The organism is Rhodopirellula sp. UBA1907 (genome assembly GCF_002337565.1).
Classification (GTDB): domain Bacteria; phylum Planctomycetota; class Planctomycetia; order Pirellulales; family Pirellulaceae; genus Rhodopirellula; species Rhodopirellula europaea.
Window position 1 is genome coordinate 24,535 of sequence record NZ_DDGH01000073.1, and the last position, 25,798, is coordinate 50,332.

At 56.0% G+C, this 25,798-nt stretch carries 18 protein-coding genes; 8 read left to right on the plus strand and 10 right to left on the minus strand.

Annotated elements, in window-relative coordinates; translation table 11 throughout:
• Window positions 1–2 precede the first annotated feature (2 nt).
• Genes B2R17_RS15835 through B2R17_RS15845 form a run of 3 tightly spaced genes read right to left on the minus strand, consistent with a single transcriptional unit; the run spans window position 3 to window position 4,719 of the window.
• The gene (locus tag B2R17_RS15835) at window positions 3–2,213 is read right to left on the minus strand and encodes an HlyD family efflux transporter periplasmic adaptor subunit (protein WP_286764741.1); all 2,211 of its coding nucleotides are present in this window, start codon (window positions 2,211–2,213) and stop codon (window positions 3–5) included.
• Window positions 2,210–3,334, minus strand: coding sequence for an efflux RND transporter periplasmic adaptor subunit (locus B2R17_RS15840; RefSeq protein ID WP_286764742.1), 1,125 nt, complete (start codon window positions 3,332–3,334; stop codon window positions 2,210–2,212). The genes B2R17_RS15835 and B2R17_RS15840 overlap by 4 nt, the downstream gene beginning before the upstream one ends.
• Window positions 3,334–4,719 (minus strand): biotin/lipoyl-binding protein, encoded by a 1,386-nt coding sequence (locus B2R17_RS15845; protein WP_286764743.1) that lies wholly within the window; start codon window positions 4,717–4,719, stop codon window positions 3,334–3,336. Before B2R17_RS15845 ends, B2R17_RS15840 begins: the two co-directional genes overlap by 1 nt.
• A 260-nt stretch (window positions 4,720–4,979) precedes the next feature.
• Between B2R17_RS15845 and B2R17_RS15850 the strand changes: the two genes are divergently transcribed.
• Entirely contained in the window at window positions 4,980–6,836 is a 1,857-nt protein-coding gene (locus tag B2R17_RS15850) for a TolC family protein (RefSeq protein WP_286764781.1), read from the plus strand.
• Window positions 6,837–7,260: 424 nt separating this feature from the next.
• Here the strand turns inward: B2R17_RS15850 and prmC are convergent, their stop codons facing one another.
• Genes prmC through rpmE form a run of 3 tightly spaced genes read right to left on the minus strand, consistent with a single transcriptional unit; the run spans window position 7,261 to window position 9,479 of the window.
• The gene (gene prmC / locus B2R17_RS15855; protein WP_286764744.1) at window positions 7,261–8,151 is read right to left on the minus strand and encodes a peptide chain release factor N(5)-glutamine methyltransferase; all 891 of its coding nucleotides are present in this window, start codon (window positions 8,149–8,151) and stop codon (window positions 7,261–7,263) included.
• Between the two features lie 3 nt (window positions 8,152–8,154).
• Window positions 8,155–9,237, minus strand: a complete 1,083-nt coding sequence (gene prfA / locus B2R17_RS15860) for a peptide chain release factor 1 (protein WP_286764745.1) — start codon at window positions 9,235–9,237, stop codon at window positions 8,155–8,157.
• The gene (gene rpmE, locus B2R17_RS15865) at window positions 9,234–9,479 is read right to left on the minus strand and encodes a 50S ribosomal protein L31 (RefSeq protein WP_007328932.1); all 246 of its coding nucleotides are present in this window, start codon (window positions 9,477–9,479) and stop codon (window positions 9,234–9,236) included. The genes prfA and rpmE overlap by 4 nt, the downstream gene beginning before the upstream one ends.
• A 438-nt stretch (window positions 9,480–9,917) precedes the next feature.
• Between rpmE and B2R17_RS15870 the strand changes: the two genes are divergently transcribed.
• Window positions 9,918–10,967, plus strand: a complete 1,050-nt coding sequence (locus tag B2R17_RS15870; protein WP_286764746.1) for a DUF1559 domain-containing protein — start codon at window positions 9,918–9,920, stop codon at window positions 10,965–10,967.
• Window positions 10,968–11,085: 118 nt separating this feature from the next.
• Here B2R17_RS15870 and B2R17_RS15875 read toward each other — a convergent pair whose 3' ends face one another.
• Window positions 11,086–11,535 (minus strand): hypothetical protein, encoded by a 450-nt coding sequence (locus B2R17_RS15875; RefSeq protein WP_286764747.1) that lies wholly within the window; start codon window positions 11,533–11,535, stop codon window positions 11,086–11,088.
• A gap of 390 nt (window positions 11,536–11,925) precedes the next feature.
• Between B2R17_RS15875 and glgX the strand changes: the two genes are divergently transcribed.
• The gene (gene glgX / locus B2R17_RS15880; protein WP_286764748.1) at window positions 11,926–14,127 is read left to right on the plus strand and encodes a glycogen debranching protein GlgX; all 2,202 of its coding nucleotides are present in this window, start codon (window positions 11,926–11,928) and stop codon (window positions 14,125–14,127) included.
• A 187-nt stretch (window positions 14,128–14,314) separates the two neighbouring features.
• Complete coding sequence (locus B2R17_RS15885) at window positions 14,315–17,380, plus strand: FG-GAP-like repeat-containing protein (RefSeq protein ID WP_286764749.1); 3,066 nt, start codon at window positions 14,315–14,317, stop codon at window positions 17,378–17,380.
• Window positions 17,381–17,448: 68 nt separating this feature from the next.
• Here the strand turns inward: B2R17_RS15885 and ispH are convergent, their stop codons facing one another.
• Complete coding sequence (gene ispH / locus B2R17_RS15890; RefSeq protein ID WP_008664659.1) at window positions 17,449–18,399, minus strand: 4-hydroxy-3-methylbut-2-enyl diphosphate reductase; 951 nt, start codon at window positions 18,397–18,399, stop codon at window positions 17,449–17,451.
• A 241-nt stretch (window positions 18,400–18,640) separates the two neighbouring features.
• Between ispH and hpnC the strand changes: the two genes are divergently transcribed.
• From hpnC to B2R17_RS15910, 4 genes are all read left to right on the plus strand, one after another.
• Entirely contained in the window at window positions 18,641–19,642 is a 1,002-nt protein-coding gene (hpnC, locus tag B2R17_RS15895; RefSeq protein ID WP_286764750.1) for a squalene synthase HpnC, read from the plus strand.
• A complete protein-coding gene (locus B2R17_RS15900; RefSeq protein WP_286764751.1) occupies window positions 19,639–20,649 on the plus strand; it encodes a phytoene/squalene synthase family protein in 1,011 nt (336 codons plus the stop codon). The genes hpnC and B2R17_RS15900 overlap by 4 nt, the downstream gene beginning before the upstream one ends.
• Window positions 20,646–22,097, plus strand: coding sequence for a hydroxysqualene dehydroxylase HpnE (hpnE, locus tag B2R17_RS15905; RefSeq protein ID WP_286764752.1), 1,452 nt, complete (start codon window positions 20,646–20,648; stop codon window positions 22,095–22,097). The genes B2R17_RS15900 and hpnE overlap by 4 nt, the downstream gene beginning before the upstream one ends.
• A gap of 86 nt (window positions 22,098–22,183) precedes the next feature.
• A complete protein-coding gene (locus B2R17_RS15910) occupies window positions 22,184–24,697 on the plus strand; it encodes an FAD-dependent oxidoreductase (RefSeq protein WP_339888189.1) in 2,514 nt (837 codons plus the stop codon).
• Here B2R17_RS15910 and fliO read toward each other — a convergent pair.
• Both fliO and fliN read right to left on the minus strand, forming a co-directional pair.
• A complete protein-coding gene (fliO, locus tag B2R17_RS15915; RefSeq protein WP_286764754.1) occupies window positions 24,666–25,367 on the minus strand; it encodes a flagellar biosynthetic protein FliO in 702 nt (233 codons plus the stop codon). The two genes, B2R17_RS15910 and fliO, sit on opposite strands and share 32 nt — an antisense overlap.
• Complete coding sequence (fliN, locus tag B2R17_RS15920; RefSeq protein WP_007326461.1) at window positions 25,364–25,789, minus strand: flagellar motor switch protein FliN; 426 nt, start codon at window positions 25,787–25,789, stop codon at window positions 25,364–25,366. The genes fliO and fliN overlap by 4 nt, the downstream gene beginning before the upstream one ends.
• Window positions 25,790–25,798: the final 9 nt, after the last annotated feature.

Here is a 25,798-nt window from a genome sequence, read left to right on the forward strand (position 1 = left end):
GGTCAGCTATTCGTACGGAAGTGGGTGGCCAACCAGTGTCGGGTTCGTTTCCACAGCGAAGCGGGCTCAACGTGCACGCTCACTTTGACCGTCCAGTTCAATGGCGGAGGGAAGTCAAACGGTCGCTTGTCAGGATCAAGTGAAACGGTGACTTCGTAGGTCCCATCATTCTCAGACGGACGCGTGCCCACTTCACTGACATACCCATTCCATGCGGTACCGGAGGGGAAGGTCGTGACGGCCGCTTGGCCCTCTCGCACCCATGCGATCTGCGATGCATCGATGGACACCGAGACCGTTTGCTGATCGTCTGAAACGACATTGCAAATGGGAGTTCCGCTGTTGATCCAAGCTCCCCGGTTGATCGCTTCGGTTGGTTGCCCACTCCAACCAATTTGGGATCGTGACCGCTGCCTTGGTGTGATGGGTTTGGCCGAGACCGCAACGACCCGGCCCGCGTGAGGCGAACGAATCTCAAGGTGCTCCGACTCTTTTTGGATCGTCCACAGTTCTTCGCGTTTGGATTGCAGTGCGAATTCGATGGTCGGGATATTGGCCAAGGTGGGAGTTTCGGCGTCCGATCGAATGCGGCTCATGCGAGTCCCTTTCAGGCGAGCTTCCAATTCAGCAATCTCGCCCTCGAGGCGTTCGATTTGGAGGAAGGTTTTCCAATCCGACAACTTGGCGATCGACTCGTTGGCTCGTACGAAATGTCCCGTGGAGGCAATGGATTCCAAACGTCCCGCGGTCAATGCAAAGATCTCGGTTTGCTGGATCGGTTGAACCTTCGCCGTCGCATTCACGCGATGAGGAAGCGGGATCGAGAGAACTGCCACCGATAGGGCAGCAACCAGACCAATCATCAATCGAGATCGGCGACGAGCTTTCACGGGAGCGACCTCGGATGGCGTTCGCAGGATGGGAGCGGTCCAAACTCGCATCACGCGATACAGAAGGATCGCAATAGCGGCGATGCCGATGGTGGTCGCACCGATGGACGCGAGATGATTGAGGAGCAACCAGCCGATGGTTCCGAAGACTACTAAGCGATAAGCACTGCTGGCAGTTGCATAGGCGAGCAAGCCGAGTGAGTTGCGATCGTTTTGCACCGCGGTGGGTTGGGACTGCGATTCCGTTTGAATCGATGACGCACCCCAGAACCAAGACCGCAATCGCATTTGCAACGCGACTCGGGAACGTGTCGCCAGATTGGGAATCGAAACCGCGTCGGACAGCAGGTAGTAGCCGTCATAACGCATCAGTGGATTGCCGTTCAGAATCATCGTGTTGACCGATGTGACCATCAACACAAACAACAACACGTTTTGCGGCAGTCCAGGCATCGAATGGGTCCAGGCAACCAGCGCGAGGGATCCAAGCACACACTCAGCCAGGATTCCTGCGGCGGAGACGAGCATTCGTTTCCATGGTTGCGGGATCAACCAAGCGTCGCTGACGTCGCAGTACAAGCAAGGGATACCAAACAACAGCATGACACCCATCTCGTGACAGCTTCCTCCAAACCATTTGCATGCTATCGCATGAGCGAGCTCGTGGATCAGCTTGACCCCCGAAATCACAAACGCCAGAACGATCCACGTGGATGGAGATTGTAGCGCCGAAGCACTCTGGCCGATCGCTGGAATCAAGCGTTCCCAGTGCGTAAGAAGAATGGCTCCTGCGAGCACAGTCCACGCGGAACCAATCACCGTGCATGTACGTTGATTTCTTGCAACAAAGTTTCGAGCGATTTGTACAGGGCGATCGAGCCATCGATCGGGATCCACCAATGGGATTCGAATGGCCAAAGGGTTGTGTAGAACCCGTCGCCAAAACGACTCGCCGAGTTCATGTCGCTGAGTTCCTGCTTCATTCTGCGAGAGCAGTGGAGTGCCATGAGCAGACGCGGTTGTGACCCAAGCGTTTCGGTTGGCTTGGTCTACGAAGGCCGCAAAATCTTCTCGCGAAAGTTCGACTGGAGCGAGCAAACGTTGGCAATGCAGGTGGGCTTGATCGAATGACCGACGTCCATCCAGACTTTGAAGAATCGCGAATTCTTGCTCGTTGACCATCCATTGCGCCGAGAAGCGGTCGTGAGAGCCTCGCGTCGATACGACAGGATCTCGGATCACCCATTGAAAGGATTTCCCAATGCGGATGATGCGGCAAATCAAATCCGGACGCAATCGAGGCTGGATGGCCGCGGAACTCATCGTGTCGTTCCGTGATCGTTGTGCGGGAGTATCAGTCGGGCTGGCGAGCCAGGAAGCAGTTTCCCGTCGGCGTTGTCTATTTCAATCCAAAATCGCGTTTCTCGCGTGAGCGGGTCGACTTCGGGACTGATGAATTTCGCTTCGCCAATTCGTTCGGTTGTCTCACCCGTCGCAAGCTCGATGATCAGCTTGGGTTTGGATTCGTCACGAAGCCAATGGATCCATTTGGCGGGCAGATAGCCTTCCACTCGCAGACGATTGAGCCGCACAACACGCGCGATCGATTCGCCCGGTTGGACCCAGTCACCCACGCGGTGCGAAACCTCGACCACGATGCCATCGATCGGCGACTTCAACGAGTGTTGGTCGACGTTCACCGTTGCCAGTTCGAGTTGTTTCTCTTTTAGTTTCGTCTTGAGCTGGACAACGTTCGCCGCGGCTTTGGCTTGTCGGACTGCGACTTCGGCCGATCGGATTTTGTTTTGCAGAGATGCCGCCGTGGCCTGATCGACCGATTGTTCCAAGCGAGCGTTCTCTTGTTCAAAGATGGCTTGCTGGGTTTCCAAGCTTCGTTGTTCATAAGCGAGGCGGAATTGATCAATCTCGGATTGCGAAACCGCGTCGTCGAAATCTTTCTTGGCGTTGACCGCACGCGTCCATTCGCTTTTGGCAACCGCTTCGGCTTTTTGGGCGGCCAGCACACGGATGTCGTTTTCGGCCAGACGTTTTTGAATCGCTGCGCCGGCATCGTGTTCTTTGGCTGCGCTCTTTTGTTCTTCCAGAAATGCGAACGCCGCATCGAGATCCAGTGTTTGGTCGCTTTGAAATTGGATGATCGCGAGATCTTGTTCGGCCGACTGTTGTTGCAGCTTGGCGACCTCATCGTCGAGGCTTGCCAGCAGTTCGCCTCGAGCAACCGCGTCGCCTTCGGTCACATGAATTTGGACCAACCGTCCGGGATGCATGGCAACGGCGGAACCTGATTGCGAGGGTGTGACGATTAGATCGCCAATCCAAGTTAGCTGTTGTGAGTCGTTGGAGTCTCCTCGTTTCGCATCTTGGGCGAATACGGGGAAAGCGACGACAAGCGAAAGTCCCGCTGCGATCAGTGCTCGATGCATTACCAAATCTCCCGAAGGGAATCGAAGAAGGGATGAAAGAGGACGTACGCGAGACTTCGTCGTCCTGCTTCTACATCGCCAACGACCGTCGAGCCCATGGGTTGGTCGGTGACGCCTTCCAGTGTTGGCGGCACGGTCGCGCTGAGTTGGACGACAGGTTGTTGTTCAGCATTCGGATGCACCGCGGATGCGATTTGTTGAACTTCACCGGTCCAGCTGACATCAGGCTGGGCCCGCAGACGCAAGCGGCACGTCAAAGGCTGGCTTTCGGATTGAGCCTGCAGGATATGCCCTACGTGTTGCTCTGCCAGTTCCAGGTCGGCGATCATTCCGGCGGACGAATCCACTACGTCAAAGAGCCATTGTCCTTGGAAGACATCACGGCCAACCAGGGTCTCTTCCTCATCCCAACGTCGGACTTGGCCTTGGACTGTCGATCGAATCGACATCGATGCTTGCACGGACTGCAGTAGCTCAAGTTGTTTCTCGTACGACCGAATGCGCTCTCGAAGAACCAATTCGTTCGTCGATGACTGCAGGCCACTTGAGTCGGTCGATGAGTTGGAAGAGCCCGATGGCGTCGACCGATCCGATCGGATGGTGCGGCGTCCGGCCAGTTCCGCTTTCGCGGTCGCCAATTTGCCCGCGACCATTTGGGTTTGCAGGTCCAGTTCGTCGCTTCGCAGTTCGATGAGCAGGGTGCCTTGCTCAACTTGTTGTCCATCTTCGACGTGTACCGTGACCACTCGGGCCGCAGTCGGTGCAAAGAAACGTTGTTGGTGGATCGGTTCCAGGCTGCCTTCCACGGGGAGTCGCAAGGGAACCTGGACGACCCACAGAACCAACACGACTACCGCAAAGACGGCCGCCAAAATGGCTCGCGAAAATCGACCTTTGGGTCGTGGCGAAGTCGTTTGGAATTGGTCGACAGCACGCTGGAGTGCGGGAGCAAGCGTGTGGCTGATCGATTCCCAATCCGCTCGCAGGTCCGCCGAGTCGACTTGTTGTGCCGATGAGTCGAAAGTTTCAAGAACCAAGAACGATGTCGCTTCGGTTGCCTCTTTGGCACGCAGCGGCAGAATCAGAATCGTTTGCGCACCTGAGGTCTCGCGATATCGATCCAGCTGGTTTTGAAAGACCGTGTCAGTACTGGTCTCGGTCGATTCGTGAATGTGCGAAAGGATCGAGGACCAATCGCGAGCGACGGGCGAGTCCACCGCGATCTCGGATTGCACGGAGGAGCCCATCGGAACCCATTGGTTCTGTCGTCGGGCAAACCACAACGCTCGGTCGGCGCGAGTGTGAGCGACGATGTGATGACACAGTTGATACGGTGTCAGTTCATCGGTCGACACGACGGTCTGAGATGGAATGGCGGCTGTCATGGTTGCGATTTGGAGCCGGTTTCACGGTCGAAACCAGCTGCCTAGTTTAACCAGCCGCTGTAAAGTCTCAGCGTCGTTGTTTGGGTGTACTTGGAAACCGTCGCTGCTCCATTTGATTGAGATTCGCTCAATCTCGATGCATCGATCAGTCGAAGAATCCGGATAGTGCGGGTCGCATCAGTTGTGCTTCCTACGCCCTCATTTAGCGGATTCATCGAGGGGAAAGTGTGACCAAAGGTCGACCCAGTGCAGGTCGTTCGATGGTTCGATGGGCTTTGGGTCATCGAGCTCGGCGGATTTTGTGCGCCGGCGGAATGGTCCTGACAATGGCACCGGCGATCAGTTCGTTGGGTTGCCGTGCTTCGCGGGCATTGCCTGAAACGATCGGCAATCGCACTGCTCATGTCGATCAGATCATGTCGCGAGTGGACGCCGGGGCACCGCCAGAGACTCTCATGACTCCCGTCATCGCACCACTGACATTGCGAGATCCGGAGGCTCTGGCCGAAGCGGATTATCGAGACCTGACGCTGCAGCAGGCTCTCGATCAAGCGATGAGCAACAGCGAGGTTTTGCGAGACCTGAACGCGACGGTGCTGCGAGCACCCGAGACGGTCACGACGGATGAGAGCCCTGGTTTGGTTCAAACCGACCCGCAGTTGGGAATGGAAGCCGCGCTCTCGGCGTTTGATGCGCAGCTCACCGCTGTTGGAACTTGGCAGAACAACGACCGTCGATTCAACAACCGGTTCTTTGGTGGTGGTGCCAACGCGTTCAAGCAAGATGTGCATGATTACGTGTTGCAGTTGTCCAAGCGAACGGCAACGGGTGCGGAGATCAGTCTGCGAAGCATCACCGACTACGACGCAAACAATGCGACGGGCAACTTGACGCCCAGTGCTTGGCAGACGCAACTGCATGCCGAATTGCGACAACCATTGCTGCAGGGCGGCGGGTTGGCGTTCAACCGGATCGCCGGGCCGGCGGCTTTGCCGGGCGTGTACAACGGTGTGTTGATTGCGAAAACAAACAGCGATATCTCCAACGCACAATTTCGCGAAGACGCTCGCAACTATCTCAGCAACGTCGTCAATGCGTACTGGGATTTGTACTTCGCCTACCGTGATGTTGACGCCAAGCAAGAAGCAGTCGCTCGTAGCTTGGAGACTTGGCGAAGCTACGACGCACAGAAGTCGTCGAACCGTCGTGGCGGTTCGGCGGAAGCACTGGCAAGAGAGCAGTACTACCGGTTTGTGTCAGAGCTACAAGACGCGATTGCGGGCAAACTGATTCAGCGAACTCAAACCAACAACTCCACCTCTGGCGGCACCTTCGCGGGCGTCACGGGAGTCCAAGCGGCGGAGCGTCGTTTGCGGTTGCTGATTGGATTGCCAATCGCAGATGGGCAACTGCTGCGTCCTGTCGACGAACCCTTGTCGGCTCCGTTGATCTTTGACTCTCAATCGTTGGCCGTTGACGCGTTGCGAATGCGGAGCGAATTGCAACAGCAACGGTTGCTGGTCAAACGTCGCGAGTTGGAAGTCATCGCGGCGAAGAATTTTCAGCTGCCAACCTTGGACCTTGTCACCACGTATCGACTGCGTGGCCTCGGCAAGGATTTGGCGGGTAGCGATTCCGCGTTCAACGAACTTGGGACTGGCGACTACCAAGAGTATGAGGCCGGAGTCGAGTTCCGAATGCCAGTTGGTTTTCGTCAGGCACACGCGGCGGTGCAGCACGCCAAGATCCAGGTGGCGCGTGAACGGGCGGTGTTGCGAGAGCAAGAGCGGCAGATCACTCACGATTTGATGGCCGTCATCGCGGAGACGGAACGGGCATACGCCCAGATGGAAACCAACCTGAATCGCTACCTGGCTTCGAAGGATGCACTGGATGCTCTCGAGGCCAACCGCAAGGCAGGTTTGCCGATCAGTTTGGAGCAACTGCTCGACGCCCAGCGAAGGCTCAACGAATCACAAACTCGTTATCACTTGGCGATGACCGAGTACATGATCGCGGCCAAGAACGTGTACTTCGAATCCGGCACGCTGCTCGAAAACTGCCACGTCGGAATCATCGGCGAAACGGTCAAAGCAATGCCAGCTATCTCGGAGTAGCCGACAGAGGGCCTCTGTCGGCGACATGATTGGCGTGGCGAGTGTAGCCGACGGAGGTTCTCCGTCGGCCTGAGCGCAACCCAACACAGAAAGGGATTGGTTTCCCCAGCAGGTCCGCGGCGATGAGTTTGCCGACGTCTGCTGCATTGCCGGCGTGTTTTGCCGACAGAGGGCCTCTGTCGGCGACATGATTGCCATGGCGAGTGTAGCCGACGGAGGCTCTCCGTCGGCCTGAGCGCAACCAGCGCCGGAAGGGATTGGTTTCCCCTGTAGGTCCGAGGCGATGAGTTTGCCGATGTCGGCTGCATTGCCGGCGTGTTTTGCCGACAGAGGGCCTCTGTCGGCTACATGATTGCCGTGTCGGGTGTAGCCGACGGAGGCTCTCCGTCGGCAACTCGATCAGAGAGCCTCAACGCGGAACGGTTCAGGCTTTTTGCATCGAGAGGATGCGTTCGTGACCGGCGAGGTCTTTGATCAGGTGGATCTCTTTGTAGCCACCGTTTTGCTCGGCAAGCGTTTTGCAGGCACCCGCGATCATGGGGCTGAGTTCGATGATCAGCTGACCGGCATCGTTCAAACGCTCGACTGAATCGTTGAGCAACCGGGCGATGATTTCGGTTCCATCGGGACCGGACAACAACGCACCGCGAGGTTCGAATTCGCGGACGGTGGTTGGCAGTTCGTCGTACTCAGATTGGCTGATGTAGGGCGGGTTGCTGCAGATCACGTCGAAGGTTTGGTCGGGTTCCAGCCCATCAAACAAATCGCTTTGCAGTAGCGTGACACGATCGGAGAGCTTCAAGTTCTCAACGTTCCACTTGGCGATGTCGAGAGCGGTCAAGCTGATGTCGACGGCGGTGACTTGCGTCTTTGGCAGTGACTTGGCGATTGCAACCGCGATCGCCCCGCTGCCGGTTCCGATGTCCAGCACCGTTGGGTTCGGCCGGTCAGACATGCGACCTTTGATTTGGTCGATGGCTTCGATGACCAAGTGCTCGGTTTCGGGCCGAGGCACCAACACATTCTCGTCGACGCGAATCGAGATCGAATAGAACTCTCGATAGCCGACTAGTTGGGCGACGGGGGCGCCTTCACCGCGTCGCCGGACGAGTTCGCGAAAAGCGACGCGTTGTTCTTCTTCGGGAACTTGGTCGAACGACGTGTAGAGTTCGATGCGTTGGCAACCACGCGCATGGGCGAGCAGGATTTCCGCATCCAATCGCGGTGATTCGCTGCCCTTTTTCCGGAAGAAGTCCGTGGTCCATTCCAGCAGACGCATGACGGTCCACGGAGTGTCGTTGCTGGTTTCAGCCATAAATTAGTCAATCATGTCGCCGCGGAGTTGATCGCGATCATATTCGATCAACGCTTCGGTAACAGGATTGAGATCGCCCGCGATGATTTGATCGAGTTTGTAAATCGTTAGGTTGATGCGGTGATCGGTCAACCGATTTTGCGGGAAGTTGTAGGTTCGAATGCGTTGGCTTCGGTCGCCGGAACCGATCAATCCCTTGCGAGCCTCGGCTTGCTTGGCCGCTTCTTCTTCGCGTTTCTTTTCGTAGATCCGAGCCTTCAAAACGCGAAGGGCTTTGGCCAGGTTCTTGTGTTGGCTTTTCTCGTCCTGGCATTGCACGACGATGCCTGTTTCGTGGTGAGTCAGTCGCACGGCCGAGTCGGTTTTGTTGACGTGCTGACCACCGGGGCCGGATGCACCGAAGAAGTCCTTGCGGTAATCGTCTGGTTTCAGATCGATTTCGACATCTTCGGGTTCTGGCATCACCGCGACAGTTGCGGCGGAGGTGTGCACGCGACCTTGCGTTTCCGTTTCAGGAACGCGTTGGACACGGTGACCACCTGATTCGTACTGCAGGTCACGGAAGACATTGTCGCCCTCGAGGGTCAACGTGACATCTTTGAAGCCGCCCATTTCAGTGGGGCTGGCGTCCATCAGTTCGGTCTTCCAGCCCACTTTTTCGGCGTAGCGGGTGTACATTTCGAACAAGTCACGTGCGAACAACGCTGCTTCATCGCCGCCGGTGCCGGCGCGGATTTCCATCACGCACCGTGTACGGTGAGAGTCTTCGCCGCCAACGGTCAACGAAAGCAGGTCTTCCCAGATGGTTTCGCGCTCCTTTCGAAGCGTATCCATCTCGGCCTCTGCCATTTCACGTTCGTCGGAATCCTCGGCATCAGCGACCATCGTCACGCACTGATGGATTTCATCCGTCAGGCGTTTGAAAGTTCGATATTGATTGGCCAAACGGTTCAGTCCGCCGTGTTCTCGTGCCGTCGCGCTCATGCGAGCACCATCGGAGAGAACTTCCGGGTCGGACATGTCGCTTTCGAGTTTCTCGAAGCGCGCCAGTTTTTCCTCGAGGATATCGCGGATAGATCCGCTCATTTGGTGGCTTTCTTAGCCTTCTTCTTTTGCAACGATCCGTAGGTACCAGCAGCGAACTTCTTCTGGAACTTGTCGATACGACCAGCGGTGTCAACGTATTTCAGTTTGCCGGTGTAGAACGGGTGGCACTCGCTGCAAATGTCGATTTTCAGCTCGGGACGCGTGCTGCGGGTGGTGAAAGTGTTGCCGCAACCGCAGGTGACGGACGTTTCTTGGTAGTTGGGGTGAATGCCGTCTTGCATGACGTTCAAACTCGAGCCAATGAGGGTGTTACGACGGTGGTTTTCGACAGAACCGTCGGTCAAGTGAATTCGCTGTCGGTCGAATCCCAGATATTACGTTAAACCAGGTGAAATGTTCAAGGGCGAGGGGCTCAAACACGGGCGAAATCCCCTTCGTGCGGTTCGCGTTGCCGATTGCACGCCGAAAGAGGGGGCTGCGTTTTGATCGTTCTGGCCGCGAAGGGTTTGATAATGCGAGTCGATCGCATTAGAGCCCCCCGTTCACCTTCAAAAGCTAGCCAGCCATTGAAGAACGCGACGATGCCTCCGAGTCTCTGACAAGCCAAACGAAATCAAGTTTCGTCGATCGATTGTTTGTCAGATTGCTCCTTTCATCGGCCGCGAATTCTCGCCAGCCATGCTTGTTCTTCAACGAAAACCTGTTTTCGGGACAATTGCATGCGCACGCTCGCACCATCGAAACTCATCACCGCCCCCTCGACGAATCAATCCCCCGCAACGATGCGGCTTGGGTTCACTTTGGTGGAACTGTTGGTTGTGATCGCCATTATTGGCGTTCTGGTCGGATTGTTGCTGCCCGCCGTTCAAGCCGCCCGTGAGGCCGCTCGCCGGATGAGCTGTGGTAACAACCTCAAACAAGTCTCTCTCGCCATTCACAACTACGAGTCGGCCTACAAAAAGCTGCCGCCGGCTTGGACGAACCCTGGCCAAGGATCGGGATGGTCGATGCAGGCTCGCATCCTTCCGTTTCTCGAGGAAGCGGCTTTGTCGGAAGGGGTCGACTTCAGCCGGGATTACGGCGAATCCTATCTGACGATCGATGGCGTCCAGGTTCCCACGTCGTCTTTTCGGGTCCCTGCCTACCAGTGCCCCAGCGACCCGCGGGATAACCCTCGCTCTGGATCGTCCGGTCCACAGTATTACAAGCTGAACTACGCCACCAACGAAGGTGTTTGGTTTGTGCTGAATGAATCCACGAATCAGGTTGGCGATGGAATGTTCGTTCCCGGTCGCTACCTCGGTTTTCGCGATTGCTTGGATGGGACCAGCAACACAATGGCTCTGGCGGAAGTCAAGGGTTGGACACCGTATGCTCGTGACGCGAAACACACCGGAACGATGACGATCGACACGGACGAGATTTGTGCTTTGGGTGGCGATTTCAAAACCGAAACGGGACACACCGAATGGATTGATGGCCGTGTGCACCAGGCCGGTGTGACGACGGTCTTTTCACCGAACAAGAAAGTTCTGTGCGAGATCTCTGGCGTGGAATACGACATTGACTTCACGAACATGCGAGAAGGCAAATCACCCCCGGCAGGTGTTCGCACCTACGCCGCGGTCACTTCGCGAAGTTATCACCAGGGTGGCGTTCATGTGTCGTTGCTGGATGGTTCGGTTCGCTTCATCACGGATTCTGTTGAACTTGAACTTTGGCAGTCGATGTCGACGCGAGCAGGGCACGAAGTGATTCAGATTCCTTGATCGTCGAGAATTGGTTCGCTTCACTCGGTCAGGCAGAGGATGGGCGAAAGTTCCCAGGCCTTTCTGCCTGAAATGGTCGTTTGCATCAATGGAGGCGAGTTGGCTAAACGGTGAGGCATCACATCGAGAAGACGAAGAAAAACATTCCGATGAAGCCTAGCAACATGATAAACAGTACCAGACCGATGACCTTGCCAGCGGTGTCGAGTGTTTTGGTGTCCGCATAGCCTTCCGGATAGACCATGCAGCGCAGGAAGACAAGCAGGTTGACCAGCGGGATGATCGTCGCGAAGGCCCAGAATCCACTGCTGCCTTGATTGATCATTCGGTACCACGACAGGGCAATCGTGGCCACTCCCGCAATCAGTGTCAGCGGGACTTCAACCGAAACCACCCCGGCCTCGGTCATTGAGTAAGCGACTGAGGCGAGAATCCACTGGACCGCTGTGATCCCAAAATAGCCGAGTGCAAAAGCCAATCGGCCGATACCACCGTACCGCATGCCGGCGATGGCGTGCGAGTCTTCGGAAATTTTGATGGTCGTTTGGTACGGGTTTTGTTCGTTCATAGACCTGTTCAATGTGTCAGGGCGGAATCCGGACCTGTATTTGTACACAAGGGGAGATCGATAACAGGGCCGCCTGCGGGAGGTCGTGTTTGTAACTCTGGCGCTTGGATGCACGATATCATGGTGCAGTCACACGATTCTAAATTTCCTCTTTGGGAGACGTTTGAGAGCGACTGAAATGAAAGGTTGTCGGATTCGGCCAATCCTTTTGGCTGAGCCCGGAATAGTGTTCTGATCTGCATCATAAGTGGTGCCGGAACAGCTTGCCTTGATGAATCGATCGATTCGTTTGATGCAGGGAGTTTCGTCCAAGGTCAGATTTGATCCGTGGTGGTGGGTTTCGCCTGCCGATCCGTGATCGAGTGCTAGGGTTGAGCGGACAACTGGAAAATGCCTGACCGGTTCGTCACAAGTGGGTTCAGCGAACTTCGCCGAGCACACGATGGTCTCGAAGGACCACGGCAACCGATTCAGGCCAGCGACTCAAGGAGCGATCTCTACATGCTGATGCGACAACCGTGCCCCGATCTTCAGTTCGCCTACTCCCCGCCATTCGGAGCGACGCTCACGGAGAAGGGAGTGCAGTTTTCGGTCTTCAGCCGTTCCGCAACCGAAATGCGGTTGTTGTTGTACAACAAGGTGACCGATCGCGAACCAGCTCAAGTCATTGACTTCGATCGGGGAACCGACCGTTGGGGTGACGTTTGGAGCTTGCACGTACCCGGCCTGGAAGCAGGCCAACTTTATCACTTCCAAGCCAGCGGACCCTGGGAACCTGAAAACGGTCACCGGTTCGATTCAACGGCTCGGTTGATCGACCCTTATGCCCAGGCTTTGGCGGGAACCTACCAAAAGCAAACCGATGGTGTTGTGCGCCCGCCAAAGTGCGTGGTCGTCGATGGAACATTTGACTGGGAAGGTGATCGTCACGTTCGTCGTGACGTTAGCGAATCGATCATTTATGAAATGCACGTTCGAGGTTTCACCAAGAGCAAGACCGCCAAGGTCAAGGCTCCTGGCAGCTACCTCGGTGTGATTGAAAAGATCCCGTACCTGAAATCATTGGGCGTCACTTCGGTTGAGTTGATGCCTGTGCATGAGTTCCCCATCAGGGACCCGCAGGGCAAAAAACTTTCGCGGCCGAACTACTGGGGTTATGACCCGATGGCGTTCTTCGCGCCTCACCGCGGTTACGCACACGACTCGGCTCCTGGTGCTCAGGTCAACGAGTTCAAACAGATGGTCAAGGCTCTGCACTCCGCAGGGATCGAAGTCATTCTCGACGTGGTGTTCAACCACACCTGCGAAGGCAACGAACAAGGCCCAACTCTGTCGTTCAAGGGACTTGAAAACCAAGTCTATTACATCCTTTCGGAAGGCCAGCACTACTGCAACTACAGCGGTTGCGGCAACACGATCAATGGAAATCACCCTGTCGTTCGCGAGATGATTTTTCATTGCTTGCGACACTGGGTCCACAACTACCACATCGATGGTTTCCGGTTCGACCTGGCCAGTATTTTGAGCCGCGATAGGAGCGGGAACTTGATTCCCAATCCGCCAATGGTGGAGCTGATCGCCGAAGATCCAATGCTGGCCGACACCAAAATCATCGCTGAAGCATGGGACGCAGCCGGGGCCTACCAAGTCGGTAGCTTTGGCAACCACCGCTGGGCAGAATGGAACGGTCGATACCGCGATGACGTGCGAGGTTTCTGGCGTGGTGATGCTGGAACGCTCGGCCCATTGGCGACCCGTTTGGCGGGCAGCAGCGATTTGTATCAACACGCCGGGCGTCCGCCGTCCTGCAGTGTCAACTTGGTGACCACGCACGATGGTTTCACCATGAACGATTTGGTTTCGTACAAGGACAAGCACAACGAAGCCAACGGTGAAGACAACAACGACGGTGACAACCACAACATCAGTGACAACTATGGCGTGGAAGGCCCGACGCGAAAGAAGGCGATCAGCACGATTCGCAGCCAACAAGTTCGCAACATGTTGGCAACGTTGTTGACCAGCCAAGGCGTGCCGATGATCGTCAGTGGTGACGAAGCCCGCCGAACGCAGAAGGGCAACAACAATGCGTATTGCCAAGACACCGATATCTCTTGGTTTGATTGGCGGCTCGTCGAAAAGAACGCTGACTTGGTTCGTTTCGTCAGTGCGTTGATTGAGTTCCGTAAGAACCAGCCAACGATTCGTCGCCGTGAATACTTGACCGGGCAACCGGTTGATGGACGCAAGGTGCCGGACGTGTCTTGGTATGGGCCGTCGGGTGACCCATTGAATTGGGATCAAGGTGAGTTGGCGATGGCTGCGTACATTGCTGCTCCCAGCCGAATCGATGATCCGGAAGGTCTCGGCCGAGACGTGATTTTGATGTTCAACAGCACCGGTGATCACCGCGAATTCCACTTCCCGGCAATTGCTCGGGGAACACAGTGGAATCTGTTCGTGGACACCGCCGCAGCACCACCAGAAGACATCTACCCGGATGTCGATGGTCCGATGCCTCCGAACAATCGAATCGTCGAAGTCGGCCGTCATTCGATGCGGATTTATGTCTGCAACGCGGCACCCAAGTAGTCCGTTCAAGGACGCAGGATGAAATTTGAATCCACCTTCCGCGGTTGAGTGTCGGGAAGGTTGGAGGATTGGCCGCCAGTCGGCCGCACTTCTCTTCGATGCTTATCGCAAGCTTCTCAATGATCCGCGGCGGGAGAAAACCCGTCGCGGATCGCTTCGTTTGTGGCCGTTCGGCTATGATCGAGGCATGCAGCCATTGATACTTTTGACGAACTTTGCCAAGGCGACTTTCTCGCTACCGACGACGCTTGATCGTCGCAGTGGCGATTGGTGCTTGGGGCTGTTGTGTCTTTGCTGTTGGATCGGCTGTAAACCATCCACACCAGCCAATTCAGTCGTTCCAGAGGATGAGCCGAAATCCACCGTCAGTGAACCATTGAGCCCGCGAGAACAGATTGCACAGCAGGTTCGGGATGGCCGACTGTCGGAAGCGATCGAGTTGTTGGATGAATTGATCGCAACCAAACCATCTGACGAGATTGCACTCGCGTCGCAGGCCGCCAGCTTGGCTTTTGAAGCGGGCGATGCGAGCGAAGCGATGAGGCGGTTGCGGGAGTTGATTCAGGCTCATCCTCAGAAGGTCGAATTGCGAAGAGACTACGCGGGGTTGTTGGCTCAGCGTGGCTATCGGTTCGATGCGAACGAGCAATACCGTTTGCTTGCGGGACGTGTTGTCTTGAGTCCGCCTGAGTTGATCGGTTTGATCTATCCGTATCGGCCTCAGGTCAATTTTGAAGCCAAGCCCGACATCCAAGATCAAGCGGCGGTGAATCGTAAAGGAGTGCTGAGTGTTGTTGCCGCGCTTCGCAGTCGTGGCGATTTGCAGGAAGCCATCGAGGTGCTGGAGAACAGTGCGGAAGTCAAACGCGATGATCCTGCTGCCGTTGCAATGCTTGGTTGGTTGTTTGCATCGGCCCAGCAAGAAACTTCTTGGATTGATTGGGCGATTGAGGCCAACGTCAAACGGCTTCGTCGTTACCCGGCCTATTGGTTGGCGTGGGGCACCGCACTGCGCGATGGCGTGCTCTCATCGCAAACGGAAGTGACGCAAGCAGATTTTGATCGCCGCAATGACTTCGCCGCTCGCTGTTTCTTGGAAGCGATCCGTCGCGAACCGCACAGCCAAGTGGCATGGGATAGCCTTTCCGCCGCATTGGATGTTTTGGGCGCAGAAGCGGGGGCTAATTCCGCGAAGCAACGTACGCTCGAGGATGCTCGCGAACGACTTGACGAGCGATTGCTGCAGTTGGACGAGACGCAGTGGCTCGCGAATCAACTCTGGAATGCACAATCCAACCCGATGTCTCGACAGGAACAAGCGGAGATGTTCGACCGTTTGGCAGACATGCTTTGGAAGCAAGGTTGTCTCGGAGAATCGCTGGGTTGGAAAACGCTTTTGGCATCCATGCATCCGATAAAGGACTGGAGCACCCTCAGACGAACAACGCAGGAAACGTTCGCGAAACACCCCAAAGGGATCGACGAGCAAGTTTTGTTGGTGGGATTGGAGCCCAAACAATTTGCAGACCAAAGTTCCGTTTGGATGGAAGCACTGGCCAAGCGATCTCGCAGCGAAACTCCGGCCGGCAGCGAATCGCCAACCAGAGTCGAGTCGACCCAAGCTCGTTTGGTGAACGTGGCATCGGAGATGGGCATCCATTTTCAATGGTTCAACGCGGTTGATCCCGTCGAGTCGGAATTTCGATTGCACGAGCCGTTGGGTGGCGGCGTAGCTTGTTTGGACTTCGATGCCGATGGACGAGTTGATTTGTATTTTAACCAAGCTTCAGGCGAGGCTGCCAAGCGTGCGGGCGTGAAGGCCAATGCCTTGTATCGTCATCTGGATGGGATGTTCACTGACATCGTCGATGCGTCGATGAGCGGCGATCGCGGATATGGGCACGGGGTGACCGCTGGCGATTGGAATCAAGATGGTTGGCCGGATCTCTTGCTTGCCAACTTTGGTGAAAACGCATTGCTGATCAACCAAGCAGACGGGACGTTTGAAAAACACCTGCTCTCGGAATTGAGCGAAACTGAATCGGTTTCTTCAGAATCGTTCACCCTTTCCGCGGCCATCGCTGATGTGACCGGTGACAATCTGCCAGATATTGTCGAGATCAATTACGTCGATGATCCTGCGGTTCGGAAGCCAATCGAAAGAAACCCGGATGGGACACCGGTGAAGTTGCCCGGTCCGTTGCATTTTCAACCGGCGTTGAGCGAGGTGTTTGTTTCAGGCGGAAAGGGTGCCGGACGGCGACAATCATTGGGTGATTCAGAACAAGCTCGCAGCACCGGCATGGGGGTGATGATTGCCGACATCGATCAGAAGCCGGGCAATGAAGTCTTCGTCGCGAATGATCAACGAGCCAACCATCTTTGGTTTCAATCTGGCGATGCAAACGGAGAGCACTCGTGGCAAAACCAAGCTGCGATACGAGGCGTCGCCGTTGGACCTGGTGGAGACAAAAACGCTTGCATGGGCATCGCGATGGCGGACTACAATCGTGATCAGAAACTGGATTTGCACGTCAGCAATTTCTACGACGAATGGGCCAACCATTTTTGCCAAACCAGTGTGGGCATGTTTGCTGATCGTGCAGTCGCGTTTGGGATCGATCAATTGACGTCACGCACAACAGGGTTTGGTGTGCAGGCCTTGGACTATGACAACAACGGCTGGATTGATTTGTTGGTCGCCAATGGGCACGTCGAGGATTTGACTGACCGTGGGACACCCTTTCGGATGAAGACGCAATTGTTGGTCAATCAAGGCAACCGTTTCGAAATCGCGAAAATGGACGATCCTGACGGCCAATGGGGACGCGAACGTCTTGGTCGTGGTGTGGCGACGTGCGACTTTGATCGCGATGGGCGTCTGGACGCGGCGGTGACGTACGCGGATTCCGCAGCAGAACTCTTGCGAAACGAAACGGAGGCCGTTGGCAACTACATCCAGTTGCGACTGATCGGTACGCGATCCGAGCGGGATGCCATCGGGGCTCGCGTCGAGTTGACCGCGGGTGACCGGGTTTGGGCAAGTGCGGTCACGGCGGGTGATGGCTACGCTTGTCACAACGAAGCGATCCTGCATCTTGGCCTAGGTGACGTTGCTACGTTGGATTCCATCACCGTGCAGTGGCCAAACGGAGAAGTTCAGCGATGGGAAGCTATCGAGAGCAAGCCCATCAAAGTCAATCAACGCATTGGCATCGTTGAAGGATTGGCGGAACCGTTCGAAGATCGGTGAGAGCGTACTCAGTGGCTTCTATTTCGCTCGTTGAGCTGGGCTTGTGCCTCTGCCATTGATTCAGGCACTCATTTTGCAGCGGCTTGTTCAGCCGCGAAAGCTCGCAAGGGTTTGGGCAATGGGAATTGCACGTCTTCTTCTCGGACGACTTGTGTGTCCACCGATGCATCGAAGTTTTCTTTCAGCCAATCGATGGTCGTCTGGACCACTGATTCGGGAGCACTTGCACCAGCGGTGATTAGCACCCGGTCGTCGTCAGAAAACTGATCGACCGCGAGGTCTTGTGGTCCATCGACCAGCAATGCACGTTTGCCTTGTTCAGCCGCCAGTTCGCGAAGTCGTTGACTGTTGCTGCTGTTTTGGCTGCCGAGGACAACGATGATGTCGGCATCTTCGCGGAGCAGTTTGACGGCTTCCTGCCGGTTTTGGGTCGCGTAACAGATGTCGTCTTTCGGTGGCGAATGAATTTCAGGGAACCGTTCGCGAAGTCGTCGGATGACACGTCCGGCATCATCGACCGACAGGGTTGTTTGGGTGAGGTAGGCCAGTTGAGTGCCTGGTGCGAATTCCAATCGATCGACGTCGGATTCATCTTCGACCAACACGATCGCTTCGGGTGCTTCGCCCATCGTGCCAAGCACTTCGTCGTGACCTTCGTGTCCGATCAAGATGATTGTGTAACCGGCTTTGGCGTACTTGATCGCCTCCAAGTGCACTTTGGTGACCAATGGGCAGGTGGCGTCGAGTGCATGCAACTTGCGAGCTTGGGCCGCCTTGCGAATTTCCGGCGATACGCCGTGAGCCGAAAAAAGCAACACACCGCCCTCCGGGACTTCGTCGATGGTGTCGACAAAGACAGCCCCTTTTTCGCGAAAAGTCTTGACCACGAATTGGTTGTGGACGATCTCGTGGTAAACGTAGACCGGTGGCCCAAATTTTTGCAGCGTCAGATCCAGCGAATCAATTGCCATGTTGACCCCGGCACAGAAACCTCGGGGAGCCGCCAAAATGATTTTCATGGGTGTCAATTTTTGAGGTCGCTGACGGCGTGAAAACGCAGGCACTCAGCGTGTTTGTTCTTGAGGAGTTGGTCATCCGCTAGAATAACCGCAGAAGCCCCAAAACGTCCAACGGCCCAATTTTCGTTGTTCTCAGCCAGGTATCTCGTTGCCCCCAGCCACCACCTTCGATCGCACGGATGAGCCCAATCGAGGATCGCGGTGCGCTGATTCGGGTTGCGAAGGTTCGAGTCGCGAAGTTTTGGGGCGTTCAGAGTCGGCGTACTCCGGGGCCGCGGATTCGGAGGCAAAACGCACCTCCATCATCCAGGGCAAGGACGGACGCGGATGTTTTCGCGACGGATTGGCGGATTCGCGGGCCGAATGCCGGGCGATCGCGAAAGCGAGTCGGGAAAACTTTCTGGTGGCGACTTGTTTGCTGCCGCGGGCCATTCGGCAACCTTTCTACGATTTGTATGCCTTTTGTCGCACGGCGGATGATCTTGCCGATGAATCGGGCACGCCAGAGAAAGCCGTTCTAGCGTTGGCAGAGTATCGACGGGCGGTTGCGGCGATGTATTCCGCCGAGCGGCAGGATGGCCAAATCGCCGGCATTTTTGTGGCGTTGGCAGACACGGTGCATCGATTCTCGATTCCTCGGCAACTGCTGGATGATCTCTTGGACGCTTTTGTTCAGGATCAATCGATCGTGCGCTACCGCGACGAGGAACAATTGCTCGATTACTGTCGCCGGTCGGCCAATCCGGTCGGGCGAATGATCCTGCGACTCGCGGATGCGGATAGCGATGAAAACGTGTTGTTGTCCGACGAAATCTGCACGGCGCTTCAGTTGGTGAATTTCTGGCAAGATGTTTCGCGGGACCGGTTGATCGGTCGGGTGTATATCCCTGAGTCGATCATGCAGCGCTTTGGATTCGAAGACGAAACCATCCGACGGGGATTGGAATCGGGGCAGACCACTCCAGAGGAAGTTCGTGATGCGATCAAGTTTTTGTGCAAGCGAACACAAGAACGCTTTCACCGAGGGATGCCTTTGGTGGATCAGGTACCGGGTTGGCTGAGTGCGGACTTGAAGCTTTTCGTTGAGGGCGGTCTGGCAACCGTCGACGCGATCGAGGCAATTGATTTCGATGTGTTGCGAGTTCGTCCGGTTGTTCGTCGTTCGACGCAATTGCGATTGCTCGGTCGGGCGATGTGGCAACGGTGTTGGCCAGGACGTGTCCGTGGAGGAACATCGCGATGACATCTGATCACAAGCAACTGATGTCCAGCTACGCCGCGGTGCGACGAATCTCACGTCGGTCGGGAAGCAGCTTTTATCGCTCGTTTTGGTTGTTGCCGAGAGCGAAGCGGGACGCGATGTCCGCGTTGTATGCCTTCGCACGCGTGACCGACGACTTAGGAGACTGCGACGAACCGCTGACTTTGCGAAGGAGTTGGCTGCAATGGTGGCGACAAACCACCGCGATGAATCTGATCGGCGAAGGCAGCCAGCCAATCCGATTGGCGGATGGTGTCGAAGACATTCCTCCCAATTCGTCAGTCGATTTGGTTCGTCACGCTACGGAGATCATGCCAGCACTGCGGCATGCGGCAGATCGCTACCAAATACCGTCTCGATATTTGCTCGAGATCGTTGATGGCGTGATGGCGGACCAGCAGAAAAATCGGTTCGATACGTTCGAGCAACTCGAGCACTATTGTTACTTGGTCGCCTCGGCGGTTGGGATCGCGTGCTTGCATATTTGGGGCTTCCGTTCGCCATTGCCGATGCAGGCTGCCGTGGATTGCGGTTTGGCATTTCAGCTGACCAATATTTTGCGAGATGTCAGTGAAGACGCCGCTCGTGGCCGGATCTATCTTCCCCGTCAGCACTACGAACAACATGGTTTAGAGGAAGATGATCTGTTGAATCCGCGAAAAGACGCACGGCTACGATGTTTGTTGCTTGACGAGACGCGGCGGGCGGCGGAGTTGTTTGATTCAGGATGGCGTGTTTGGGATTCGTTGCACGATGATGGTCGGCCAATGTTCAGCATGATGTGGCGGACGTATCGGAAATTGTTGCAGCGGATCATCGACGATCCGGATGCCGTGGTTTCTCGCCGCGTTTCGCTGGGAATGCGTGATCGAATTGGCATCGTGTCTCATCATTTTGTTGGTCCTCTGTACCGTCGTTTGCCCGTTCCGCCGCTTGAGTTGATCACGGTAAAAGAGCCAGTTCCGACTCGTGGCAACGAACCGGTATGACGAGTCGAGTCGTCATCGTTGGTGGAGGAATCGCCGGGCTGGCCGCTGCGGAAGCACTTTCGCGGACGGGTGTTTTTCAACGTGGTGAAATGCAGGTCGTGGTGGCGGAATCGCGACGGAACACGGGCGGGAGAGCTGGATCGTTTGTGGAGCCAAGTACCGGTCAAACAGTGGATTATTGCCAGCATGTTGCGATGGGGTGCTGCACGACTTTGTTGGACATGCTCGAGCGGATGAATCTGCTGGATCGCTTTCAATGCTACGACGAGTTGACGTTTTATCATCCGCAACATGGCTTCAGCCGGTTCCGTCCAAGTCGTTGGTTGCCACCGCCGTTGCATCTTTCATCAGCGTTATCGTCGCTGAAGCATTTGACGAAGAAGAACCAACGAGAAATTCGGGCCGCCTTGTGGCGTTTGATGAGGACGTCCGAGTTTGATTTGATCGACGTCACCGCTTTGGATTGGTTGCGATCCAATGAGCAATCCGAAGACACGCTGGAAAAGTTTTGGGATGTGATTTTGGTCAGCGCATTAGGGGACGTTCCAGAACGGGTCTCTATGGCCGCTGCCAGGAAAGTCATGATTGATGGATTCGCCGGTGCGAGGCACGCGAGCGATGTTTGGGTGCCTCGGCGCCCTTTGTCTGAAATTTTCGGCGATGGGTTTCGGGAGCCGTTGGCTCAGCGTGGAGTCGCGTTTGAACTGGGGCATGCCATCCGTGAATTGAACTGGGACGCTGAAACCAATCGGTGGAATGTCGAACGCTCCGGCGCCGATCCTCAGGTTGCTGACCATGTGATCGTGGCAACGCCGTGGCATGTCTGTCGACGTTGGTTCCCGCAAGTTTGGGGCGATCAACCGACAGAGGGGCGTTCCGATCGCATCGGTCCAGCGACCGCATTCGCGTCCTCGCCGATCACTGGGTTGCACCTTTGGCTCGACCGTTCGTTGACATCCAAGCCTCATGTGGTGATGGTGGGAACTCTGGCTCAGTGGTTTTTTCAGGACCCAATCAAAACAACCGAAAACATGTCGCCTGCGGAAGGTGTCTATCATCAAGTTGTGATCAGCGGTCGACATGCCGGCAGCGATTGGCCGAAAGACAAACTGGTTTCCGAAGTGGTACGAGAATTGTCTGAGGCGTTTCCGGAAGCGGGAACGCCGAAAGTTTTGAAGAGTCGTGTGGTGACCGATCCGCATGCCGTTTTTTCGGTCAGTCCAGAGACTCAAGTTCGGCGGCCCGCATCGAAGACGTCTCGTCCGGGGCTTCATTTGGCCGGGGATGCGGTTGCGACGGGGTGGCCGGCGACGATGGAAGGAGCGGCGATCAGTGGGCAAATGGCAGCCAAGTCGGTGTTGGGCTCGTTGGTCGCGACGGAGGATCAGAAGCTGAGTGTTCCAAGCGAATTGAAGCGAGGTTGGCTGGCCCGCCGATTGATCCGGTAGCCAGCGTGATTGGATGCTGAGTGACTTTGTTTGCCGTGCGTCTACCGTATTGAATCGACCGACCTATTTTTCTGGAGTAAACCATTGTGGATCAAATGATCCCCGCACATTTGGCTGAGCGCCGGCGTTGGGTGGTTGCACCCAATGAAACCGATCATCCACCGGGTGAAATGGTGCTGTACTGGATGCACAACGCCTTGCGGGGGCATGAAAATCCGGCTTTGGATGCTGCGATTTGGATGGCGCACAAAACCGGATTGCCGTTGTTGGTTTACCACGGCTTGTCGGAGAAATATCCCTACGCGTCAGATCGCCATCACGCGTTCATCATGCAAGGGGCACGTGACGTCCAGCGGGAATTGCAGGCACGGGGAATCACTTACGCGTTTCACCTGGAACGTCATGGGCATCGTGGGCCACACCTGAGGGACTTGTGCCGTCGAGCTGCTGTGTTGGTCAGTGAGGAAATGCCCGTTGCACCAATAGCATGTTGGGTTGAGCGTTTGCGCAGTTTGGTGACAACGCCGATCATGTTGGTCGACACGAGTTGCATTGTGCCATCTCAATCTGTCGAAGCCGTGCCTACGCGAGCGTTTGAGTTTCGGCGGTTGATCCAAAGTGAGCTCGAGAATCGACTGGCTCATCCGTACGAAGAATTGCCGGCCAACCTGCTGCCAGCCAAGTTCACTGGATCGTTGGGGTTTGAGCCGATTGATTTGCAGGACGTCGACTTAGCTGGCTTGATCAGCCAGTGCAAGGTCGATCATTCGGTTGGTCCCGTCGCTGATACGCCCGGTGGCACGCGGGCTGGGTACGCTCGTTGGAATCGCTTTCGCGAAAAATCTTTGAGTAAGTATTCCAGGCAACGCAATCATCCTGATGATCCGTTGGGTGTCAGTCGTCTGAGTGGTTACCTGCACTACGGGATGATCAGTCCGTTTCGCATCGCTCGGGAAGCCGCTGCGATGGGTGCTAGGAAGTACGTTGACGAACTGGTCGTATGGCGTGAAATGGTGTTCCGATTTTGCCTGGAGCATGTGGAAGACCTCGACACCATGGCCGTGTTGCCGAAATGGGCACGCGAGACGCTCGAGAAACATGCTGACGATCCTCGGGAAGAAGTTCTGGATTGGGAGACACTTGCACGTGGGAAGTCGTCGCAATCGTTGTGGAACTTGGCTCAGAAGAGTCTGCTGAGACACGGCGAGTTGCATCACAATCTGCGGATGACTTGGGGCAAAGCTTTTTTGGCAATGACATCGCAACCCTGTCAGGCACTCGCTCAGTGCATTGACTTGAATCATCGGTATGCGATCGATGGACGAAGCCCTATCAGCTACAGCGGCATTCTGTGGTCCTTTGGTCAGTTCGATCGTCCTTCGGAACCTGAACAACCGATTTATGGAAAGGTGCGTTCACGGACCACTGATGAGCAAGGCAAACGCATTGATCAGCCTCAGGTGTCCGAATGGATCAACCGTCCGGTCGCGGCAGGGTTGCCGCGAGTCGCGGTGGTGGGCGCGGGGTTGGCCGGGCTGATGGCCGCACGCACTCTGCAGGATCACGGGTTGGACGTTCAGGTGTTTGAAAAGTCACGCGGCGTTGGCGGTCGAATGGCGACGCGACGTAGCGATTCGGGCGGTGGGTTTGACCATGGTGCCCAATACTTCACCGTTCGCGACGATCGATTTGCCAGGCACGTGAGGAGTTGGATTCAACAGGGGTTGGTCGAGCCCTGGCTTCAACCGATTGTAGAACTGCAGCCGGGCGGGAAGGTGGTGGAAGAGAAGTGTGGAACACCCCGGTACGTGGGGGTGCCAGGAATGAACGCGATTGGCAAGCACTTGGCAGCCGACCTCGATGTTCAGTTGCAAACGACCGTTGTTTCGTTGAACCAAGTCGGAGAACGCTGGAAGCTGCAGATCGAGAACGCTGGTGGTTCTTCCTCCAGTGATCAAGCAACGAGTGTTGAAAGCGGTGAATTCGATTGCGTGATCATGAACTGCCCGCCTGCCCAAGCAGCCTCGTTGTTGGCAGGACACTCGGATTTGGAAGCCACTGCCAAGCAGGTCGAGATGTTGCCGTGTTGGTCCATGATGGTTCGCGGCGAGGGTTTGTCTGACCTTGGGTTTGTGGGCGCTTTTATCAACGAAGGTCCTCTGTCATGGATTGCACGCAACGACGCGAAGCCAGGTCGCGAGCGAACCGACGAATCGGCCAGTTCGTGGGTGTTGCATGCCTCGACGGATTGGTCGCAGGAGCATCTGCAACGGCCGGCTGATTGGGTCGCGAAAGAATTGCTTGGTGCACTGGAGCAGGCGACGGGGCGACGTTTTCAGCGAGTGATCGAGAGCCAGGCTCATCGTTGGCGATACGCGAATCCTGTGTCGCCGTTGGACCACGATTGTTTGTGGGATCGAACCACCGGATTGGGTGCCTGCGGCGATTGGTGTGGCGGGCCGCGAGTCGAAGGTGCCTTCTTGAGTGGGATGGCGATGGCGGGAGCCATCTTGCGGCACGCTACGATTGATCGAGCGGCACCGGATCGCGACAGTTTGGCTGGCGCTTCTACGCGGAAGCAAACAGTCGACGTGGTTTAGAAGGGACGGGTTCGGAAGCGGCAGGCCGTTCAACGAATCCCGACGCAACTGGTTCGCGTTCGATTTGACGCATCGTTTGCTCAAAGACGGCACGAGCTTCGCCGGAACAACTTGCGATCAATTCGCGAACTTCGTCTGGATCGGTGACTTCTGAGATCGGTGTGACACCAGTCGACGTTTGGCTGAGCACGAGCACCCGACGGCCGCATTTGACTAGCAGCAGTTTGGTTCGTGGATCGAGCATGATGTGCCCGAGAGGGCTGAGTGTGGCGGGCGAAAGCGGTTTGGATGCGGCTGAACCGCCACCGAACCGACGACTAACCCAGACCAATCCACAGAACAACGCGAGTACGATTGCGAGGCTCGATCCAACCGTGACCAACGGAGCAATGGTTTTCGAACGCGAAGATTCATCATCCGGGTTGAGTTCGAGTCCGGATGTTGGGTTACCGGATGGCAATTGGTAGGCGGAGGATTCTTGCTCCTCCGCACGCATTGAGAGAGCGGGGAAACCACGCCCGACGACTTTGGGTGGTTCCGGTGAAGCGTTGTGCGTAGGAAGCGTGTCGCTGAGGTAGGTTTGATCCGCGACGGCGGTTTCGCCAAAGCAAACAATCGCGATCAACGCCAACCACAGATGTCGATTCGTACCGGTGATGCGACGGATCATGAAGAAGCTCCGACCAATTCAGTCACCCGCACGCAGAAGTTGTCGTTCATGACTAAGACTTCGCCACGTGCGATCAGTCGACCGTTGACGTAAATGTCGACGGGGTCACCGGCTAGCTTGTCCAGAGCAACGACGCTGCCTGCACGTAGACGCAGGACTTCTTCGAGTCGCATTTGGGTGCGTCCCAGTTCGATGCGAAGATCCATCTCGACTTCGCCGAGAAGATCGACATCGTGGGCGGCTTCACCGAGTGAGTTTGGCGAGAGATCGCCAAGGGCGAATGGTCGCGGCACATCGCGTTCGGTGGATTCTTTGTCGCCGGTTGCGGCAGCGAGGGATTGCGATGCTTCATTGAGCAACGCCTCAATATCATCCGTATTGAGTTGTTCGCTGGATTCCGTTTGATTCTCCGTCTCGCTCACGATCGTGCA

Bases quoted from the DNA above. Each gene is read 5' to 3' on its own strand.
- B2R17_RS15835 (WP_286764741.1), bottom strand. From the start codon at position 2,213: ATGAGTTCCGCGGCCATCCAGCCTCGATTGCGTCCGGATTTGATTTGC.
- B2R17_RS15840 (WP_286764742.1), bottom strand. From the start codon at position 3,334: ATGCATCGAGCACTGATCGCAGCGGGACTTTCGCTTGTCGTCGCTTTC.
- B2R17_RS15845 (WP_286764743.1), bottom strand. From the start codon at position 4,719: ATGACAGCCGCCATTCCATCTCAGACCGTCGTGTCGACCGATGAACTG.
- B2R17_RS15850 (WP_286764781.1), top strand. From the start codon at position 4,980: ATGGTTCGATGGGCTTTGGGTCATCGAGCTCGGCGGATTTTGTGCGCC.
- prmC (WP_286764744.1), bottom strand. From the start codon at position 8,151: ATGGCTGAAACCAGCAACGACACTCCGTGGACCGTCATGCGTCTGCTG.
- prfA (WP_286764745.1), bottom strand. From the start codon at position 9,237: ATGAGCGGATCTATCCGCGATATCCTCGAGGAAAAACTGGCGCGCTTC.
- rpmE (WP_007328932.1), bottom strand. From the start codon at position 9,479: ATGCAAGACGGCATTCACCCCAACTACCAAGAAACGTCCGTCACCTGC.
- B2R17_RS15870 (WP_286764746.1), top strand. From the start codon at position 9,918: ATGCGCACGCTCGCACCATCGAAACTCATCACCGCCCCCTCGACGAAT.
- B2R17_RS15875 (WP_286764747.1), bottom strand. From the start codon at position 11,535: ATGAACGAACAAAACCCGTACCAAACGACCATCAAAATTTCCGAAGAC.
- glgX (WP_286764748.1), top strand. From the start codon at position 11,926: ATGCCTGACCGGTTCGTCACAAGTGGGTTCAGCGAACTTCGCCGAGCA.
- B2R17_RS15885 (WP_286764749.1), top strand. From the start codon at position 14,315: ATGCAGCCATTGATACTTTTGACGAACTTTGCCAAGGCGACTTTCTCG.
- ispH (WP_008664659.1), bottom strand. From the start codon at position 18,399: ATGAAAATCATTTTGGCGGCTCCCCGAGGTTTCTGTGCCGGGGTCAAC.
- B2R17_RS15900 (WP_286764751.1), top strand. From the start codon at position 19,639: ATGACATCTGATCACAAGCAACTGATGTCCAGCTACGCCGCGGTGCGA.
- hpnE (WP_286764752.1), top strand. From the start codon at position 20,646: ATGACGAGTCGAGTCGTCATCGTTGGTGGAGGAATCGCCGGGCTGGCC.
- fliO (WP_286764754.1), bottom strand. From the start codon at position 25,367: ATGATCCGTCGCATCACCGGTACGAATCGACATCTGTGGTTGGCGTTG.